Annotated in this window: 15 protein-coding genes; 8 read left to right on the top strand and 7 right to left on the bottom strand. The window is 62.1% G+C overall.

From position 1 onward, the window contains the following. Positions 1-89: 89 nt before the first annotated feature. From ACN6NG_RS17530 to dsdC, 8 genes are all read left to right on the top strand, one after another. Positions 90-1,499 (top strand): circularly permuted type 2 ATP-grasp protein, encoded by a 1,410-nt coding sequence (locus tag ACN6NG_RS17530; protein WP_016486198.1) that lies wholly within the window; start codon positions 90-92, stop codon positions 1,497-1,499. Positions 1,500-1,502: 3 nt separating this feature from the next. Further along, a complete protein-coding gene (locus ACN6NG_RS17535) occupies positions 1,503-2,453 on the top strand; it encodes an alpha-E domain-containing protein (RefSeq protein WP_016500207.1) in 951 nt (316 codons plus the stop codon). Next, on the top strand, positions 2,450-3,229 hold the full coding sequence (locus ACN6NG_RS17540) for a transglutaminase family protein (RefSeq protein WP_063425856.1): 780 nt from the start codon (positions 2,450-2,452) through the stop codon (positions 3,227-3,229). The genes ACN6NG_RS17535 and ACN6NG_RS17540 overlap by 4 nt, the downstream gene beginning before the upstream one ends. A gap of 72 nt (positions 3,230-3,301) precedes the next feature. Then, on the top strand, positions 3,302-4,024 hold the full coding sequence (locus ACN6NG_RS17545; RefSeq protein ID WP_059396061.1) for a proteasome-type protease: 723 nt from the start codon (positions 3,302-3,304) through the stop codon (positions 4,022-4,024). A gap of 319 nt (positions 4,025-4,343) precedes the next feature. Then, entirely contained in the window at positions 4,344-5,480 is a 1,137-nt protein-coding gene (locus tag ACN6NG_RS17550; protein WP_474315203.1) for an MFS transporter, read from the top strand. A gap of 139 nt (positions 5,481-5,619) precedes the next feature. Further along, entirely contained in the window at positions 5,620-6,963 is a 1,344-nt protein-coding gene (locus ACN6NG_RS17555) for a GntT/GntP/DsdX family permease (RefSeq protein WP_028613665.1), read from the top strand. Between the two features lie 34 nt (positions 6,964-6,997). Further along, positions 6,998-8,347, top strand: coding sequence for a D-serine ammonia-lyase (locus tag ACN6NG_RS17560; protein WP_474315206.1), 1,350 nt, complete (start codon positions 6,998-7,000; stop codon positions 8,345-8,347). Further along, positions 8,344-9,258 carry a DNA-binding transcriptional regulator DsdC gene (gene dsdC / locus ACN6NG_RS17565; protein WP_016500212.1) on the top strand — a complete coding sequence of 305 codons (915 nt, stop codon included), beginning with the start codon at positions 8,344-8,346 and terminating at the stop codon, positions 9,256-9,258. Before ACN6NG_RS17560 ends, dsdC begins: the two co-directional genes overlap by 4 nt. A 213-nt stretch (positions 9,259-9,471) precedes the next feature. Here the strand turns inward: dsdC and ACN6NG_RS17570 are convergent, their stop codons facing one another. The 7 genes from ACN6NG_RS17570 to pedH all read right to left on the bottom strand — a co-directional run bounded on the left by ACN6NG_RS17570 (position 9,472) and on the right by pedH (position 18,744). Then, positions 9,472-10,086, bottom strand: coding sequence for a hypothetical protein (locus tag ACN6NG_RS17570; protein WP_474315258.1), 615 nt, complete (start codon positions 10,084-10,086; stop codon positions 9,472-9,474). A gap of 637 nt (positions 10,087-10,723) precedes the next feature. Then, a complete protein-coding gene (locus ACN6NG_RS17575; RefSeq protein ID WP_353456337.1) occupies positions 10,724-12,394 on the bottom strand; it encodes a PAS domain-containing hybrid sensor histidine kinase/response regulator in 1,671 nt (556 codons plus the stop codon). After that, complete coding sequence (gene ercA / locus ACN6NG_RS17580; RefSeq protein ID WP_279923871.1) at positions 12,378-13,541, bottom strand: alcohol dehydrogenase-like regulatory protein ErcA; 1,164 nt, start codon at positions 13,539-13,541, stop codon at positions 12,378-12,380. The genes ACN6NG_RS17575 and ercA overlap by 17 nt, the downstream gene beginning before the upstream one ends. A 143-nt stretch (positions 13,542-13,684) precedes the next feature. Further along, positions 13,685-13,756, bottom strand: coding sequence for a pyrroloquinoline quinone precursor peptide PqqA (gene pqqA, locus ACN6NG_RS17585; RefSeq protein ID WP_010455123.1), 72 nt, complete (start codon positions 13,754-13,756; stop codon positions 13,685-13,687). 386 nt (positions 13,757-14,142) lie between these two features. Beyond that, a complete protein-coding gene (gene exaC / locus ACN6NG_RS17590) occupies positions 14,143-15,663 on the bottom strand; it encodes an acetaldehyde dehydrogenase ExaC (RefSeq protein ID WP_474315210.1) in 1,521 nt (506 codons plus the stop codon). Positions 15,664-15,853: 190 nt separating this feature from the next. Then, positions 15,854-16,828 carry an RHS repeat-associated core domain-containing protein gene (locus ACN6NG_RS17595; RefSeq protein ID WP_474315213.1) on the bottom strand — a complete coding sequence of 325 codons (975 nt, stop codon included), beginning with the start codon at positions 16,826-16,828 and terminating at the stop codon, positions 15,854-15,856. A gap of 128 nt (positions 16,829-16,956) precedes the next feature. Next, entirely contained in the window at positions 16,957-18,744 is a 1,788-nt protein-coding gene (pedH, locus tag ACN6NG_RS17600; RefSeq protein ID WP_353456334.1) for a PQQ-dependent alcohol dehydrogenase PedH, read from the bottom strand. Positions 18,745-18,757: the final 13 nt, after the last annotated feature.

Here is an 18,757-nt window from a genome sequence, read left to right on the forward strand (position 1 = left end):
ACAGCACCCACTTACCCCAGCAAGGCAGCACCCTGAAAAACGCAGATGAATCGCAATGAAGCTGCCGGCGACGGCGGCAAGGAGTGGGTATGTCCCGGGCTTTTTTCAATGAAATGTACGAAGCGAACGGCAGTTGCCGCCCGCATTACCAGGAGTTCGCCCGCTGGCTGGCCAACACCCCGCTGGAGCTGCTGGAACAGCGCCGGCGCGAGGCCGACCTGCTGTTTCACCGTGCAGGCATCACCTTCACTTTGTACGGCGATAGCCAGGACACCGAGCGCCTGATCCCCTTCGATATCATCCCGCGCAGCATCCGCGCCAGCGAGTGGCGCACGGTCGAGCGTGGCTGTATCCAGCGGGTGCAGGCCCTTAACCTGTTCCTGCAGGACATCTACCACGACCAGCGCATCCTCAAGGCCGGCATCATCCCGCCAGAGCAAGTACTGGCCAACGAGGGCTATCAGATCGCTATGCAGGGCCTGGACCTGCACCGTGGGCTGTACGCCCATATCGCCGGTGTCGACCTGGTGCGTGACGGCGATGGCAGCTACTTCGTACTGGAAGACAACCTGCGTACCCCCAGCGGCGTCAGCTACATGCTCGAAGACCGCAAGATGATGATGCGCCTGTTCCCCGAACTGTTTGCCGCCCAGCGTATCGCGCCCATCGACCATTATCCCAACCTGCTGCTGGACACGCTCAAGAGCGCCAGCCCGCTGGACAACCCCACCGCCGTGCTGCTCACCCCGGGCCGTTTCAACAGCGCCTACTTCGAGCACGCCTTCCTGGCCCGGGAAATGGGCATCGAGCTGGTCGAAGGCGCAGACCTGTTCGTGCGTGACGAGCATGTCTACATGCGCACCACGGCCGGCCCCCAGCAGGTGGACGTGATCTACCGCCGGCTGGACGACGACTACCTCGACCCGCTGTCCTTCAACCCTGACTCGACGCTGGGCGTACCGGGGCTTATCTCGGTTTACCGCGCCGGCAATGTGGTGCTGGCCAACGCCGTCGGCACGGGCGTGGCCGACGACAAGTCGATCTACCCGTATGTGGACGACATGATCCGTTTCTACCTGAGCGAAGAGCCGATCCTCAACAACGTGCCCACCTGGCAGTGCCGCAAACCCGCAGACCTGTCCCATGTCCTGGCCCACCTGCCCGAGCTGGTGGTCAAGGAAACTCAGGGCTCCGGCGGCTATGGCATGTTGGTGGGGCCGGCATCAACCAGCGCCCAGATCGAGGATTTCCGGGCGCGTATCAAAGCCCGCCCGCACGCCTATATCGCGCAACCCACCTTGTGCCTGTCGACCTGCCCCACCTTCGTCGACAGCGGCATCGCGCCGCGCCACATCGACTTGCGCCCGTTCGTGCTATCGGGCAGTGAAACGCGCCTGGTGCCTGGCGGCCTGACCCGCGTGGCCTTGCAGGAAGGCTCGCTGGTGGTCAACTCGTCGCAGGGCGGCGGTACCAAGGACACCTGGGTGGTAGAGGACTGAACCATGCTTTCGCGAACCGCTTCCGACTTGTACTGGATGTCCCGCTACCTGGAACGTGCAGAAAACCTCGCACGCATGCTCGAGGTCAGCTATTCGCTGTCGCTGATGCCCCAGGCCGGGCGCAGCGACGGCCATGCCGAACTGGCGATGTCGCTGCTGGCCTCGGGCACGCTGGACGACTACATCCGCCGGCACACCGAGCTCGACACCGAGCGCATGTTGCACTTTTTTGCCCTGGACGCGACCAACCCCAGCAGCATCTATTGCTGCCTGCAGGCCGCCAGGACCAATGCCCATGCGGTGCGCGGCCGGATTACCGCCGACATGTGGGAGAACATCAACGCCACCTGGATCGAAATGCGCAACATCGCCAGCAATGGCCTTGGCCGCTATGGCATCAGCCAGTTCTGTGACTGGGTCAAGGAACGCTCGCACCTGTTCCGCGGCGCCACCTCCGGCACCATCATGCGTAACGATGCCTATAGTTTCATCCGCCTTGGCACCTTCCTGGAGCGGGCAGACAACACCCTGCGCCTGCTCGATGCGCGCTACGAAATGTTCGGCGAGGCCTCCGAAGAGGTCAGCGACAGCTCCGCCCGCGGCTATTACCAGTGGAGCGCCCTGCTGCGCGCGCTTACCTCGTATGAAGCCTTCAACGAAATCTATCGCGGCGCACCCAGCGCCCGGCCGGTGTCCGAGCTGCTGCTGTTGCGGGTGGACGTGCCGCGCTCGCTGCATGCCTGCATCGAGGAACTGGACCTGATCCTGGCCGGCCTGCCAGGCAACAGCGGCCGCGCCGCCCAGCGCATGGCCGCCGAACTGAACGCGCGCCTGCGCTACACCGCCATCGACGAAATACTCGACGCCGGGTTGCACCCGTGGCTGAGCGACTTCATTGGCCGCGTCAACCAATTGGGCCAGGCCGTCCACCACTCCTACCTGGAGGTCGTATGAAACTGTCCATCCGCCACGACACCACCTACAGCTACGCCAGCGACGTGAGCAACAGCATCCAGTTCCTGCGCCTGACGCCGCGCAGCAGCGAACGCCAGCGCATCAATGACTGGCAACTGGACCTGCCCTGCAAGGTCAAGGGCCAGATCGACCCCTATGGCAACATCCTGCATGTGCTGACCCTGGACAAACCCCATGGCCACCTGGCACTTACCGCCCGCGGCCAGGTCGAGATCGACCCGGACTGCGAACAGGAAGTCGAGAGCCAGTCCCCCCTGCCGTTCCTGCGCGGCAGCCACCTGACCCAGGCCGATAACGCACTGATCGCGTTTGCCGCCCGGCAATGTGGCAGCCACCGCGACCGGGCAGCGCTGGTCGGGCTGATGCAAGGCCTGGCCGAGCACATGCCCTACAGCCCCGGCGCCACCTCGGTGGGCACCACGGCCATCGAAGCGTTCAGGGGTGGCGCCGGCGTGTGCCAGGACCACACTCACGCCTTCCTGGCCTGCGCCCGCAGCCTCGGGGTGCCCGCACGCTATGTGTCCGGTTACCTGTGCACCGAGGACGAACAGCACCTGGCCAGCCATGCCTGGGCCGAGGCCTGGGTCGACGACGCCTGGTACAGCTTCGACATCACCAACCGCCTGACACGCCCGGAACGCCACCTGAAGCTGGCAGTTGGCCTGGACTACCTGGACGCCTGCCCGGTCAGGGGCGTACGCCGCGGGGGTGGCGCCGAAGCGATGCAGGCCAGCGTCCACGTGCATCGCCAGTGACGGGTTTGCTGCAGGTCGGTCTTGCCGCACGGTGCGGCAAGACCACTCCACTCGCAACACAAGGGAAACCGCATGACTTACTGCGTCGCCATGCACCTGGAGGCCGGGCTTGTCTTCATCAGCGACTCACGCACCAACGCCGGCATCGACCAGATCTCCACCTTTGCCAAGTTGTTCGTTTTCAGCCTGCCGGGCGAGCGGCTGATCGTGCTGCAGACCGCCGGCAACCTGGCAACCTCGCAGTCGGTGGTGAACCTGCTGCGCCAGCGTACCCAGGGCAGCGGCCCTCATCTGCTGAACGTTGCCACGCTCTACGATGCAACGGTGCTGGTTGCCGACACCCTGCGCGAAGTGGTCAGCCGTGACCGCAGCAAGCTTACTGCCGACGTCGACCTGAGCAGTTCATTCATTGTTGGCGGCCAGATAGCCGGCGGGCCCATGGCCATCTACAACGTCTACGCACAAGGCAATTTCTTCCAGGCCACGCCGGATACCCCGTTCCTGCAACTGGGCGAAAGCAAGTACGGCCGGCCAATCCTCGACCGCAACCTGGATTACCGCACCCCGCTCGATGAAGCGCTGCGCTGCGGCCTGATTTCGTTCGACTCCACCATCCGCAGCAACCTGTCGGTGGGCATGCCGCTGGACTTGCTGGTGTACCGCAATAACAGCCTGGAAAGCATGACGCGCCAGCGCATCACCAGCGACGATGCCTATTACCAGCAGATTCGCAGGCAGTGGAGTGACGGTCTGAAAACCCTGCTGGCCGAACTGCCAGCGCCGCCTTATGGCTGAATGAGCGAACAGCCCGGAATCTCTGCTGCCTGTACCGGCCTCTTCGCGGGTAAACCCGCTCACAGTGGAAGCAGCTGTCTTGCACCATCACTCAGGCTACCGCATCACCAGGTAGGAGCAGCCTTGCGCTGCGAAGAGGCCGGTAGGGCTGAAGATCATCTTTGGCTGCAATGGCCTCTTCGCAGCACAAGGCTGCTCCTACAGGTCCGGTACTTGCCTTGGAATCGAGCCAATCAGTTGGACCACGTCAGTGACGTCGATTGCAATGTTCGAGACGCCGTGGGTTATCCTGCACCCTCACCCCTGTCACGAGACTGTCATGTCGTCCGCTGCCACACCGGTGCAAACCCACCGCGCCGACCAAGACTCCCGCAATGCCGCACAGGTGCTCAGCCTGTGCCTGCCCAGTGACGTACTGCTCTACCTGCTGCTGCCGATGTACGCAGCCGATTTCGGCGTGACCCTGGCCGAGGCTGGCATTCTGCTGGCGGCCAACCGCCTGGTGCGCATCATCGGCTACGGCTGGGTAGTGCGTTTCTATGCCCGCCATGGTGACCGCGCGGCCTGCAGCCTCGCCGCCTTTGCCGCCGCGGTGTGTGCACTGGGCAACGCGGTGCTGACCGGTTTCGCCGCGCTGCTGGTGCTGCGCCTGGTCTGGGGCCTGTGCTTCGCCACCTTCAACCTCAGCACCCAGACCCTCGCCACCGCTGAAGCACAAGGCGCGGCGCAGCGTGCCGGGCGTTCGCGGGCGAGCATTTCCATCGGGCCAATGCTGGCCTTGCCGCTGGGTGCGCTGATGGCCCAGGCCTACGGCCCGCGCAGTGTGTTCTTTGTGCTCTGCATCAGTGCCCTGTTCGGGCTGTGGCGGGCGCGTGCCCTGCCCAGCACCGGCCACCCGGTCGCCAGCCGGGGTGGCCGGCGCCTGCGTCTGCCAGACAGCATTGCCACCTGGTCCTTCATCGAAGGGGTGACCCTGGACGGCCTGTTCATCTTCGGCCTTTCGCTTTACGCACAAACCCACCTGGGTGAGTCCGGCGTGCTGGCAGCGGGTGTGCTGATGGCGGTGCGCTACCTGAGCGAAATGCTCTTCAGCCCCTTCGGTGGGCGCCTGGCCGAACGTTTCGGGGCGCTGCGCATGCTGGTAGTGCTGTCACTGGCAACGTCCATGGCGCTGCTGCTGTTCGGCAGCCACTGGCTGTTCATCGGTGCCTTCTTCGTGCTGTTGCTGCGCGCCCTGCAACTGCCGCTGGTGATGACCCTGGTCGCCATGCGCAACCCGCAACAACGCATCCAGGCGCTGGCTGGCAACGCCGTATGGCGCGACATCGGCGCCGGGCTCGGGCCGATGCTTGCGGGGGTATTGCTGCCGCAGGTACCGGCGATCTGGGCCTATGCCGGGGCGGCAGTGGCGGTTGCCGTGGCAGCCTTGAACTGTGCCTGGTCGGCGCGGCATTGAGCGCTGGCGCCATGCATGACATGGGCTCACCTATGGGGTGAGGAGTGATCGTTTGAGTCGATCAAATCGCTGAAATCTAATGGGTGCAAACCAACAAGAAGCTCGCACGGAAGCGATCAGCGATAGAGAAAACCACACGATGACTCCAACGTTCTCATTACTCGTCCTGGGCACTGCGATACTCCTGATCGTCGTCATGATCAGCAAACTTAAAGTACACCCCTTTCTGGCCTTGATGGCCGCAAGCCTGGTGGTCGGTGTCGGCACCGGCATGGCGCCTACGGCAATCGTGGCGGCATTCGAGAAAGGCATGGGCAGCACGCTGGGCTTTCTTGCCGGCATCATCGGCCTGGGCAGTATCCTCGGCAAACTGCTGGAGGAATCCGGAGGCGCCAGGCGCATCGCCACCACGCTGCTGAACAGGCTGGGGGAACGCAATGCCTCGTGGGCAATGATGCTCGTCGGCTTCATCGCCGGCATCCCGGTATTCTTCGAGGTCGGCTTCGTCCTGCTGATTCCGTTGATCTACGTGGTGGCACGGCAAACCCGCATCAGCATGCTGTACCTCGGCGTGCCGCTGGCCACTTCGCTGATGGTGGTGCACTGCATTCTCCCGCCACATCCGGCCGCCACAGCCATCACCGGCATGCTCAATGCGGATATCGGTACTGTCATCCTGTACGGCCTGATCGTTGGCCTTCCGACCGCTATCATCGCGGGCCCCGTGTGGGTTCGCTTCACCTGTAGCCGTGAAGCTGGCGAATCCCAGCAGGCCTTCCTGTCTGCGCGCACGGTGGCTCAAGCAGAAGAGCAGGCAATGCCCGCGTTCGGCATCACACTCACCACCGTACTGCTGCCACTGGTGTTGATGGTCGGCAAAACGTTGGCCGTCACGGTCCTGGACAAGGGCTCTGCGCTGTACGAGTGGGTGGCCTTCCTAGGCAGCCCATTGATTGCCCTGACGCTGTCGGTGGTGTTCGCCTACTGGGCGCTGGGCTTGCGTCGCGGCCTGGATATGGCGCACCTGCTGAGCCTGACCCAGCGCTGTTTCCCTCCCCTGGCCGGCATTCTGCTGATCATCGGTGCCGGCGGTGCCTTCAACGACATGCTCGTGGGCAGCGGCATCGGCAAGGCACTGGCCGATGTGCTGAACCAGACGCAGCTCAACCCGATCATCCTCGCCTGGTTGATCGCCGGGATCATGCACTTTGCCGTCGGCTCGGCCACCGTCGCGATGATCAGCGCGGCCGGCATGGTAATGCCGATCCTTGGCCAGCACCCTGAATACAACCGGGAAATCCTGGTGATCGCCATCGGTGCGGGCGCCATCGGCTGGACCCACATCACCGACTCGGCGTTCTGGGTGGTGAAGGAATACCTGGGCCTTTCCCTGAGTGATGCACTGAAGAAGTTCACTGCCGCTACAGTGCTGGCCTCGGTAGTCGCCTTGTGCCTGACCCTGCTCCTTTCGAAGATTGTCTGATCTACTCTGCACATACCGCACTACAGGTGAAATCATGATTCACGGAAAAACCCTGGAAGCCTGGCAACAAAGCCACCCGATCATCGCCGACCTGGTGGCCCTGAAGCCAACCAGCTGGTTCAACCCTGGCATCGCCAAGGCTGCAGAAGCCCTGCGCGACGTGGGCCTGACGGCGGCCGACGTGCAAGCCACCAGCGCGCGGCTGCAGCGGTTCGCGCCCTACCTGGCCACCGTGTTCCCCGAGACGGCAGCGGCCGGCGGGGTCATCGAGTCGCACATTACCCCGCTGCCACAGCTGCGCCAGCTGCTTGTCCAGGAGGGATCGCTGCAGAACGTGGGCAGCCTGTGGCTCAAGGCGGACAGCGACTTGCCTATCTCCGGCTCGATCAAGGCCCGGGGCGGCATCCATGAAGTGCTCAAGCACGCCGAGGACCTGGCCCTGGAAGCCGGCCTGATCACGCCAACGGATGACTACACCAAATTGGCGAGCGACCAGGCCCGCGCATTCTTCAGCCAGTACAAGATCGCAGTGGGCTCGACCGGCAACCTGGGGCTGTCGATTGGCATCATGAGCGCCAAGCTGGGCTTCCAGGTGAACGTGCACATGTCCTCTGACGCCAGGCAATGGAAGAAGGACAAGCTGCGGGCCAACGGCGTCACGGTGGTCGAACACGCCTCCGACTACAGCGTGGCGGTCGAGCAAGGCCGCCAGCAGGCGGCATCAGACCCCAGCTGTTACTTTGTCGACGACGAAAACTCCCCGCAGCTGTTTCTCGGCTATGCCGTGGCCGCCGAACGGTTGGCGCGGCAATTCGACCAGGCGGGCATCCAGGTAAACGCAGATCATCCATTGTTCGTGTACCTGCCGTGCGGCGTAGGGGGCGGCCCAGGCGGTGTTGCGTTCGGGCTGAAGCTGGTATTCGGCGATGCGGTGCACTGCATCTTCGCCGAGCCTACCCATTCCCCCTGCATGCTGCTGGGTGTCTATACCGGCCTGCACGATGAAACCAGCGTGCAGGACTTCGGCATCGACAACATCACCGCCGCCGACGGCCTCGCGGTCGGGCGCCCATCAGGGTTTGTCGGCAAAGCCATGCAGCGCCTGATCGATGGTTACTACACCGTGACCGACGAAGCACTGTACCGCTTGATGGTCATCGCCCATGAGCAGGACAAGGTCAAACTGGAACCCTCTGCCCTGGCCGGCGTACCCGGTATGCTGCGGGTGCTGCAAGCAGGCGAGTACCTGGCTCGCCAGGGCTTCACCCCAACCCAGCTGCAGCAGGCTACCCACCTCGTCTGGGGGACGGGTGGCAGCATGGTGCCGAACGATGAATTCAATGCCTATCTGGCGAAAGGGCGTAGCGTGCAGGCGGCGCCGTGAAACTCAATGGCTCGCACCTGGGCAGCCTGCATGTCTTTCTGGTGGCGGCACGGCACTTGAGCTTCTCGCGCGCCGCCGATGAGCTGTGCCTGACCGCCAGTGCCGTGAGCCATCGCATCAATCGCCTGGAAGATGAGCTGGCGCTCAAGCTGTTCCACCGCATGCCGCGCAAGGTCAGCCTCACCGAAGACGGCGAGCGCCTGTTCGCGGTCATGCAACGGACCATGGATGAGTTAAGCGAGGCCGTGCAGGAACGTGCTCACGCCGAAATCGCCGGCCAGTTGACGTTGTATGTGCGCCCGTCAGTCGCACAATGCTGGCTGGTGCCGCGGCTGGCGCAGTTCACCGCCCGCTACCCTGATATCCAGCTGGATATCAGGGTGGGCAACGAGAGCATCGATTACCGCACACGCAAGATCGACCTGGTCCTGTGTTATTCGGATGGCCATCATCCGGGGTTGCAGAGCATCCACTTGATGGACGAGCGGATCGCCCCGGTGTGCTCCCCCCGTTACGCAGAAACCCATGCACTGACCGGTGACCTGCACCCGCTGGATCACTGCACCGCCTTGCATGACGTAGCGGCCTGGGACAACGCTGCATTCGATGCAGAATGGCAGCTCTGGGCCAGCACCACAGGCGCGGGTATCAGCCTCCCGCGCCGATTCCTCACATTCGATCGCTCCGATCTGTGTACGCTCGCCGCGCTGAATCACGTAGGCATCGCCATTGGCCGCGAACAGCTGGTCAAGGATCGCATTGCACGAGGTGAGCTGGTTTTGCCGTTCGGTGGTTTCGTCGACACCCCCAACTATGGCTATTACCTGGTCTACCCGCATCATGACCCGATGCCCAAACGCCTGCAGGTGTTGATCGACTGGCTCGTGAAAGAAGCCTGCACTGACCTGTAGGAGCGGCCAGTGCAGGCCCAAGGACTGGGTCAGGCGCGGATACACTGGGCAAACGGGCGGGGAGATATCCGAGCCGGTAGGGTTGTGGCACACCGACTGGATGAGGAACAAACGGGGCCAGTTTAGCCTGTGTCATGTCCAAAGCCTCAACAACGCCGCGAACCCGCGTTACAGGTTCGCAGCGTTCTGCGTTCACAGCCGTGGCTCAGGCTATCAGCAAGGAATGCCCGCCAGCGGCCAGACAGGTGCTTGCGTCGCTTTGGCCATAGTGCGTTTTCGCGCCCACTGGGTCAGTGCGGCCATCAGGGCAAAGCCGAGCAGGATCATGACGGGATAGGCCAGCAGCAACTCGGTCAGCGAATACTTCCAGGCCAGCGGCCGACCGACACCCAACATTGCCGCATATAACCAGGAAACACCGGACAACGCGCCGGAGAACAGTGCAAACATGCGCACGCCGATGTTCAGGTCAAGCAAAGAGCCCGCCTTGAGTAAAGCCGGCAAGACATAACGGTGCAACAACATGCCATTGAATGTCAGCAACAGGACAATAATAACTTTGGCGTGAAGTTTCGGATTGGCAAAGTAACTCATGCCTTTTTCAAGGTAGTCGATACCGATGACGGCAGCCCCGCTGAGCCACAAGAACATCAAGGCGTTCGTAACAGACTTCTGCAAACGTGCCATATGCCTACCGTCATGCCCAGCCTGTTGATGACCCTTCAACAAGTCCCTGATCATCTCGGCATCGCTGGCAAACACCAGCCCGATGGCAACGCAGCAGGCCAGCAAATGAACATAAATAACCGACAACCGCACCAGCTCCATGGATTCTTTCTGCCCGAACAGGCTAATAATTGTATTAAACTCCACGTCGAATTCTCCACGTAATGCATTAGCGCTAGCGGGCCTTGCTACAGGCGTGCGAACGGCGTGGTCGCAGCGGCAAGAGCCCATTCATATCGTTAATTGAAACAGCGGATTGAAACTTGAATACACAGCGGCTCAACCGTTGAGCCTCGGTTTGGCATAGGCGTTACTCCATGATCAGAGACAATAAAAATTCCCATGTGCATCCCTGCGGCGCACATGAGGTTTAAGGTTGATAACTTCCTGAAAGGTGCGGGGTGCAGTTCATGCGAATACACCTGCTGGCAAATATGAGCCATCAACAGGGAAATCGTTCATTTCTTGAGCAAAAGCACCGACCAGCGGCATTTAAAGCGGCATTAGTTAGTTTCCTAACTTCTTGCAAGCTGACCGAACGGTAAAGTTTTCTGCTCACTGGATCCAAACTTCGCAACGGGCCTTCACGGCTCTACTCCGTTATTCGCAGGGCAACGCTAAATCAAGGGGGCGGTGTATAGCGCCACCCCACTTCATCTTTTCCCGGGCCAGCCCGCTCCCACATACAGCGCAGGCTTCAGGCAAAGCAGTAACCGCGCCCCCGATGAGCCCTGCGCAATCAATGCTCCTGCAGCAACTGGCTCAATACAGCGCGCAATTTCCCAGGCTTGACCGGTTTGTTCAAAAGCGGCGCCCCCAGTTTCTGCAAGCCCCGCCGGCATTGATCGCTGCGGTCGGCGGTGATGATCACCGCCGGTATGGCAACCGCAAAATGCTCACGCAAATGCCTGACCACCTCGCACCCCACCACGCCATGGTCCAGGTGGTAGTCGGCCAGGATCAGTTCCGGGGCCTGCCCCTGCAAGGCCAGCAAGGCACCTGCCTGGTCGGTCGCGGTCACCACTTCGCAGCCCCACTGCCCAAGCAGCGCGCCCATGCTCTCGAGGATGCTCACTTCGTTGTCCAGTACCAACAGGCGGCGGCCCGGTAGCGGGTTGCCGACGCTTGGCAACGGCACGGCCTGGTGAGCGGCCAGCGGCACCTCCTTACCCAGCGGAACCTCGATGCTGAACACCGAGCCACGCCCCGGCCACGAACGTACCTCAATCCGGTAGCCGAGAATCTTGGCAATCCGCTCGACAATGGCCAACCCCAGCCCCACACCCTTGCGATCCGCTGCGCGGCCGACGTCCAGTTGGTTGAACTCAAGGAAAATCGCCTGTAGCCGGTCTTCGGCAATACCCCGCCCGGTATCCCACACTTCCAGCCGCAAATGGCCAGCCCGGCGCCTTGCCCCCAGCAAGATCCGGCCTTCGTCGGTGTAGCGGCAGGCGTTGCTGAGGAAGTTGCGCAGGATACGTGTCATCAGCCGCAGGTCAGTGCTGATGGCGTAGGCCGGGATACGCGCATGCAACTTGAGGCCTTCGGCATCGGCCACCGAGCGGAACTCCGAAACCAGTGGCCCGAACAGCTCGTCAAGGCGGTACACAGCCACGTCCGGCTTGACTGCTGCCTGGTCGAGCCGTGAAATGTCCAGCAGGTCGGTCAGCAGGTCTTCGGCGCCCTCCAGGGCCTGGTGGGTACGCTCCACCAGCACGTGCTCGGCCTCTGGCAATGGCCGCTCGCGCAAGGTGGAGATCAGCAGGCGGGCGGCGTTCAACGGTTGCAGCAGGTCATGGCTGGCGGCGGCCAGGTATTTGTCCTTGCTGCGGTTGGCAGCTTCTGCAGCATCGCGGGCCTCCAGCAATTCATCGGTACGCGCAGCAACCCGTTGCTCCAGCTCGTCATTGAGCTGTTGCAGGCGTTGCTGGGCCAGCTTGCGTTCGGTGATGTCGGCGACAAAACCCTCCACCAGCCCTTCCTGCCCGGGCTTGAGCAGCAGATTCATCAGCACATCGAGATGGCTGCCGTCCTTGCGCCGCAAGCGGGTTTCATAGCCGTGCAGGCTGCGCTCACGGGCGAGGATCGCGGTAATCGCCTGCAACTCCTCGGCACCGCCGTCGAACAGGTTGGCGGCCAGGTCCGTCAGGGAAAACAACACCGCTTGCGGGTCGTCGTAGCCGAGCATGCGCGCCAGCGCCGGATTGGCGGCACGCATGCCGTCCTGCAGGCTGGCCTGGAAAATCCCGTGCACGGCATTTTCGAACAGCCACTTGTAGCGGTTGCGCTCGGCCTCCAGCTCGTCCAGGCGGGCGGAAAGCTCCGGGTAATGGCTTTTGCGTGCCGAGTGGTCGCCCAGCCCCAACAGCCCGGCCACTGCCCGCTGCTGCTCGTCAGAGGGCCTCGCCATAAACCACCTCGACATCACGCTGGCTCGACGCACGGGGGTTGGTGAGGATGCACGGGTCGCCCATCGCATGGTGCGACAGGAACGGGATATCGGCAGTGCGCACCCCGTGCAGCCCCAGGGTTTCATGGAAGCCGATGGCGTGCTTCAGGGCAATCAGGTGCTCCACCAGGCGCCCGCAGATCTGCCGGTGGTTGAGGCCGCGGCAATCAATACCGAACACCTCGGCAATCACCTTGAAGCGCTCGGGCGCCGAGCTGTAGTTGAACGCCACCACGTGCTCCACCAGCACCGCGTTGCACAAGCCATGGGGCAAGTCGAGGAAGCCGCCCAGGCTGTGGGACATGGCGTGAACCGCGCCCAGAATCGCGTTGGAGAACGCCAGCCCCGCCTGCATGCTGCCCAGCATGATCTTCTCGCGCAGGGCGATATCGGTGGGGTTGGCGATCATCTCCACCAAATTGCCGTTGATCAGGCGCATGGCTTCCAGCGCATGGGGGTCGGTCAGCGGGCCGTGGCCGGTGGAAACAAAGGCTTCGATGGCATGCACCAGCGCATCGATACCGGTGCAGGCCGACAGGAACGGGTCCATGCTCAGGGTGGTTTGCGGGTCGATCAGCGACACGTCCGGCACCACCGCCTTGCTGACGATGGAGAACTTCATGCGTTCCTGCTGGTTGGAGATGATCACGAACTGCGAAACGTCCGCCGAGGTGCCGGCCGTGGTCGGGATCAGGATCAGCGGCGGGCTGGGCACGCGGATCATGTCCACGCCTTCGAATTCGAGGATGCTGCGCCCGTGGGCCACGACGATACCGATGGCCTTGCCGCAATCCATCGGGCTGCCGCCGCCGACGGCGACGATCACATCGCAGTGGTTCTGCCGGTAGATCTCGGCGCCGAGCATCACCTCTTCGACCCGCGGGTTGGGCGACACGGCCGTATACAGGCAGTAATCGATGCCCTGGGCCTGCAAGCTGGCCTCCACGTCCGCCACCCAGCCGGCGGCGATCACGCCCGGGTCGCTGACCACCAGCACCTTGCGTGCACCGAAGGTTTTCGCGTAATTGGCGACGTTATGCCGGCAGCCGGCACCAAAGATGATTTCAGGCGATACGAACTTGCGAAGCGGGCTGAAACTCTGGCTCATTGGCAAGCCTGTTCTTATTGTTCTGGAAGGTAACCGCCAGCGTAAAGCATCCCGCAGCGAAAGCAACCAGACCAATGAGCAGCACTGGCTCAGCCACGGGCAGTCAGAGGAGCCGGCCACCGTAGTGATGGCCGGGTGGCACATCAACGATTGGCGAAATACATCGTCACTTCAAAGCCGATGCGCAGGTCGGTAAAGGCAGGTTTATTCCACATGGGCAGTCCTCTTCTTGTGCCGGGGGAGTCCGGTAGATGCATTAATGCACGGGGGGGCGGTGGGACTGAATGCTACTTTGGAACGAGTAGGGCGGTAGATTTTCAGCGCCTGTGAGATCGAGCGCCGCCCGCGCGGCGCATCGCGAGCTGCGCTCGCTCCTACGTGTGTTTCTGGCCAGTAACGCCTGTTACAGGCGCGCGCGACCGCCTGGTTTGTACGACGCAATATCACGCCATGCGCAAAGGCGTTCGCGTGCAAGTTCCCCAGGAATAATTGGCCCGAAACAACCGTAGGAGCGAGCGCAGCTCGCGATGCGCCGCGCGGGCGGCGCTCGATCTCACAGGCACCGATAATCTACCGGCATAAAACTTCCAGATTGTGCTCCTTAGAAGAAGCCCAGCGGATTGATGTCGTAGCTCACCAGCAAGTTCTTGGTCTGCTGGTAGTGGTCGAGCATCATCTTGTGGGTCTCACGGCCCACGCCAGACTTCTTGTAGCCGCCAAACGCTGCATGCGCCGGGTACAGGTGGTAGCAGTTGGTCCACACGCGGCCGGCCTTGATGCCGCGCCCCATACGGTAGGCGCGGTTGATGTCGCGGGTCCACAGGCCTGCGCCCAGGCCAAACTCGGTGTCGTTTGCAATCGCCAACGCTTCGGCTTCGTCCTTGAAGGTGGTCACGCCCACCACCGGGCCGAAGATTTCTTCCTGGAACACACGCATCGTGTTGTTGCCTTTGAGCAGGGTCGGCTGGATGTAGTAACCGCTGCCCAGGTCGCCCTCCAGCCGCTCGGCACCGCCGCCGGTGAGCAGCTGCGCGCCCTCCTCCTTGGCAACCTGCAGGTACGAAAGAATCTTGTCGTATTGCTGCTCCGAGGCCTGTGCACCAACCATGGTCTCGGTGTCCAGCGGGTTGCCCCGCGTTATCTTGGCGATCTTCTTCATCACCTCGGCCATGAATGGCTCGTAGATCGATTCCTGGATGAGCGCGCGCGACGGGCAGGTGCACACCTCGCCCTGGTTGAAGAACGCCAGCACCAGGCCCTCGGCGGCCTTCTCGATGAACGCGGGCTCGGCCTGCATGATGTCTTCGAAGAAAATGTTCGGCGACTTGCCGCCCAGTTCGACGGTGGACGGGATGATGTTCTCGGCCGCGCACTTCATGATGTGCGAACCCACCGGGGTGGAGCCGGTGAACGCGATCTTGGCAATGCGCTTGCTGGTGGCCAGCGCCTCGCCGGCCTCACGGCCGAAGCCCTGGACGATGTTCAACACGCCGGCCGGCAGCAGGTCGGCAATCAGCTCGGCAAAAATGGTGATCGACAGTGGCGTCTGCTCGGCCGGCTTGAGCACCACACAGTTGCCGGCGGCCAGGGCCGGGGCAAGCTTCCAGGCGGCCATCAGCAGCGGAAAGTTCCACGGGATGATCTGCCCAACCACGCCCAGCGGCTCATGGATGTGATAAGCCACAGTGCCTTCGTTGATTTCGGCCGCGCCGCCCTCCTGGGCACGGATGCAACCGGCAAAATAGCGGAAGTGGTCCGCTGCCAGCGGCACATCGGCATTGAGCGTTTCGCGCACCGCCTTGCCGTTGTCCCAGCTTTCGGCGACGGCGAGTACTTCCAGGTTCTGTTCGATACGGTCGGCAATCTTCAGCAGCACCAGGGCGCGGTCTTGCACCGAGGTCTTGCCCCAGGCTTCGGCGGCTGCGTGTGCGGCGTCCAGGGCGCGGTCGACGTCCTGGGCAGTGGAACGCGGGAATTCGGCAATCGGCTGGCCATTGACCGGCGAGCTGTTGGTGAAGTACTGGCCAGCCAACGGTTGCACGAACTCGCCATTGATGAAGTTGCCATAACGTGGCTTGAAGGACACGACGGCGCCTGGGGTTCCGGGTTGTGCGTAGATCATGCTGAGCCTCTGCGGGTCGATGCCTGTCCAGCGACAGGCGATGGACCGATGGTAAAAAGCCCCGCGTGCCAGGCGAATGCATCGTTGGCAGCGGGGCTCTCGTCATTTGGTAGTAGGCCTCGTCCGAGAGTTTCTAACCCTTTGCCATCATGCAGTCCCTTTCCGTTGATGGCGGGTGGTTCTACAAAATCTAAACGTCCGGAGCGCGACGACCGGGCTCCGGCGAAGTTCGTATATCGCCTTGTATAGGGACTGGATCAGCGATGTGGTTTGTGTGAGGCTGCTGTAAAGTGCCACCGGCTACTATCTGTAAAGTGCCACCGGCTTCTGGTGACCCTCTCATCTGTGCGAAAGCTGCCCGATTACTTCTTCCAGCTTGGCCACCCATGTCATATGCCATTTCTAGTAAAGGGCGGGCTAGAACCCCGATAGCACCCGACGCTATCACCTGTCCATCCGAGACTCCCTTGTCGTACGCTTTCTTGGCTTCCTCTTTTGCTTTCTTGGAGCTTTCCTCGACACCTAGTCTTTTACCGTAAGCCCTCGCTTCTTTGACTGATGTCTCGTGACGATCGTTAATAGCTGCAGCAAGCTGGGCCCGTAGGGCCTCAATTTCTCTTTCTTGCTTAGCATTTATACTAACTAGTGCCTCCCTGCTAATCTTTTTAGGGCGTTTTACACGCGAACCAAGCCACCTAAGCCAACTAGGCAACCGCAATCTTCCAGATGGATCCGTATAATTGATCGGGTCTGCATTGCAATACATGTAGCTATTAATGCCACCCTTGCCAAATGGGCTAAAGGGGTCTGACACTGTCCGCCTCATCAGTACGGGACTATATGGCACCCGCCCTGCTCCCAGCAGGTAACATTCGCTTATTGGGTCCCATCGCTGCCCCGTGAAAGCAACGCTTTGCTCTGGGCTGTCGCCAGCGTAGCCGTAAGGGCTGTAAGCCAAGCGCAGCCTGCCTTCGGTGGAAAGCGCAGTACTCAAACCGTCGACCGCCAAGCAAGTAACATTAGATAAGCCTGTACCTGCAGTATGCGTGATAGCTAACGGCACCTCGAGCTCCCTGAGCGTTTGCGTACAACTTGAATCCGCATGCAGTAGCAACTGGAGTTTGCCGCTTTTGTAAAATGAGCGTTGCTTGGCTTCTGCTCGCATGTCAAATCACCCGTTTATTTGCCGATACCAACGAGTATTTGAGCGATTGATCTAATTAACAACTAGCAGAAATGATGGGTAAAGCCGCTTGCCGCCAGGTCACGGCAGCAAGCGGCAGGCTTCGCGCCTTATGGCTTGGCGCTTGCCGTTTGTTGCAGTTGCTTGGGCAGCTTGAAGGTCCAGAGCATGCCGCCCTGGTTGAAGTCCTTGACCCGCTTGGCCACTTCGCCACCCCACAGTGGCACCGCGCCGCCCCAGCCGGAGACCACCGACACGTATTGCTCGCCGTCCATTTCCCAGGTCACGGGCGAACCAAGCACGCCGGAGCCGGTCTGGAATTCCCAGACCTTGTCGCCGGTCTTGGCGTTGAAGGCCTGCAGGAAGCCTTCCGGCGTGCCGGTGAACACCAGGTTGCCCTTGGTGGTCAGCACCCCGCCCCACAGCGGCGCGTAGTTCTTGTGGCGCCACACTTCCTTGCCACTGATCGGGTCGATGGCGCGCAGCACGCCGATGTAGTCTTCGTTGAGCGGTTTGATGGTGAACCCGGCGCCGAGGAACGCCGCGCCTTTCTTGTAGGCGATGCCTTCGTTCCAGATGTCCATGCCCCACTCGTTGGAGGGCACGTAGAACAGCCCGGTGTCCTTGTTGTAGGCCATGGGCATCCAGTTCTTGGCGCCGAGGAACGCCGGGGCGACGAACACCGAACTGCCCTTGGCTTCGCTGCCGGGTGCGCCTGGGCGGCTGGCCTCGTTGTAGATCGGCCGGCCGTCCTTGTCCAGGCCGGTGGCCCAGGTGATCTTGTCGACGAAGGGGAAGCCGCGAATGAACTTGCCGTTGGTGCGGTCCAGCACGTAGAAGAAGCCGTTGCGGTCGGCCGTGGCAGCGGCCTTGACCTCCTTGCCGCCATCCTTGTAGTTGAACGAGATCAGTTCGTTGACGCCGTCGAAGTCCCAGCCGTCATGCGGCGTACTCTGGAAGTGCCACTTGATGGTGCCGTCGTCCGGGTTCAGCGCCAGGCGCGACGAGGAATACAAGTTGTCACCGGGGCGCAGGTGCGAGTTCCACGGTGCCGGGTTGCCGGTGCCGAACAGGATCAGGTTGGTTTCCGGGTCGTAGTAACCGCCCAGCCAGGGCGCAGCGCCGCCGGTCTTCCACAGGTCCCCGGGCCAGGTCTTGCCCGCCTCGCCGCCGGAAATACCGTTTTCGATGGCCTTGCCGTCCTTGTACACGTAGCCCATGTGCCCTTCCACGGTGGGGCGCATCCACAGCAGCTCGCCGTTTTCCGGGTTGTAGGCCTGGATCTTGCCCACCACGCCGAACTCGCCACCGGCGACGCCGGTGATCAGCTTGCCGTTGACGATCATGGGCGCGGCGCTGATGGAATAGCCTTCCTTGTGGTCGGCCACCTTCTTGCTCCAGACCACCTTGCCGGTGTCCTTGTTCAGGGCCACCAGTTTGGCGTCCAGGGTGCCGAAGAACACCAGGTCGCCGTACAGCGCCACGCCGCGGTTGATCACGTCGCAGCAGGGGCGGATGTCATCCGGCAGGCGTGCATCGTATTGCCACAGCTTCTTGCCGGTGCGCGCATCCACGGCGAACACCCGCGAGTAGGAACCGGTCAGGTACATCACCCCGTCCTTGATCAGCGGCTGGGCCTGCTGGCCGCGTTGCTTTTCACCACCGAAGGAGAACGCCCAGACCGGCCGCAGTTCCTTGACGTTGTTGGCATTGAGCAGGTCCAGCGGGCTGTAGCGCTGGCCCTGCACACCCAGGCCATTGGTCACGATCTGCTGCGGGTTCTTCGGGTCCTGGAGGATTTCTTCATTGCTGACAGCGGCGTGGGCTGCACCGGCAAGCAGCATGGCGCTGAGCACCAGGCTCACGGCGAACATGGGGCGACGCGGGGATCGGGTCATGACGGCTACCTTT

The sequence above is a fragment of the Pseudomonas sp. TSO6 genome, assembly GCF_056098905.1.

What these genes read in the sequence shown, in the direction of transcription:
- ACN6NG_RS17530 (WP_016486198.1), top strand. Translation starts at nt 90, where the DNA reads ATGTCCCGGGCTTTTTTCAATGAAATGTACGAAGCGAACGGCAGTTGC.
- ACN6NG_RS17535 (WP_016500207.1), top strand. Translation starts at nt 1,503, where the DNA reads ATGCTTTCGCGAACCGCTTCCGACTTGTACTGGATGTCCCGCTACCTG.
- ACN6NG_RS17540 (WP_063425856.1), top strand. Translation starts at nt 2,450, where the DNA reads ATGAAACTGTCCATCCGCCACGACACCACCTACAGCTACGCCAGCGAC.
- ACN6NG_RS17545 (WP_059396061.1), top strand. Translation starts at nt 3,302, where the DNA reads ATGACTTACTGCGTCGCCATGCACCTGGAGGCCGGGCTTGTCTTCATC.
- ACN6NG_RS17550 (WP_474315203.1), top strand. Translation starts at nt 4,344, where the DNA reads ATGTCGTCCGCTGCCACACCGGTGCAAACCCACCGCGCCGACCAAGAC.
- ACN6NG_RS17555 (WP_028613665.1), top strand. Translation starts at nt 5,620, where the DNA reads ATGACTCCAACGTTCTCATTACTCGTCCTGGGCACTGCGATACTCCTG.
- ACN6NG_RS17560 (WP_474315206.1), top strand. Translation starts at nt 6,998, where the DNA reads ATGATTCACGGAAAAACCCTGGAAGCCTGGCAACAAAGCCACCCGATC.
- ACN6NG_RS17570 (WP_474315258.1), bottom strand. Translation starts at nt 10,086, where the DNA reads ATGGAGCTGGTGCGGTTGTCGGTTATTTATGTTCATTTGCTGGCCTGC.
- ACN6NG_RS17575 (WP_353456337.1), bottom strand. Translation starts at nt 12,394, where the DNA reads ATGGCGAGGCCCTCTGACGAGCAGCAGCGGGCAGTGGCCGGGCTGTTG.
- ercA (WP_279923871.1), bottom strand. Translation starts at nt 13,541, where the DNA reads ATGAGCCAGAGTTTCAGCCCGCTTCGCAAGTTCGTATCGCCTGAAATC.
- exaC (WP_474315210.1), bottom strand. Translation starts at nt 15,663, where the DNA reads ATGATCTACGCACAACCCGGAACCCCAGGCGCCGTCGTGTCCTTCAAG.
- ACN6NG_RS17595 (WP_474315213.1), bottom strand. Translation starts at nt 16,828, where the DNA reads ATGCGAGCAGAAGCCAAGCAACGCTCATTTTACAAAAGCGGCAAACTC.
- pedH (WP_353456334.1), bottom strand. Translation starts at nt 18,744, where the DNA reads ATGACCCGATCCCCGCGTCGCCCCATGTTCGCCGTGAGCCTGGTGCTC.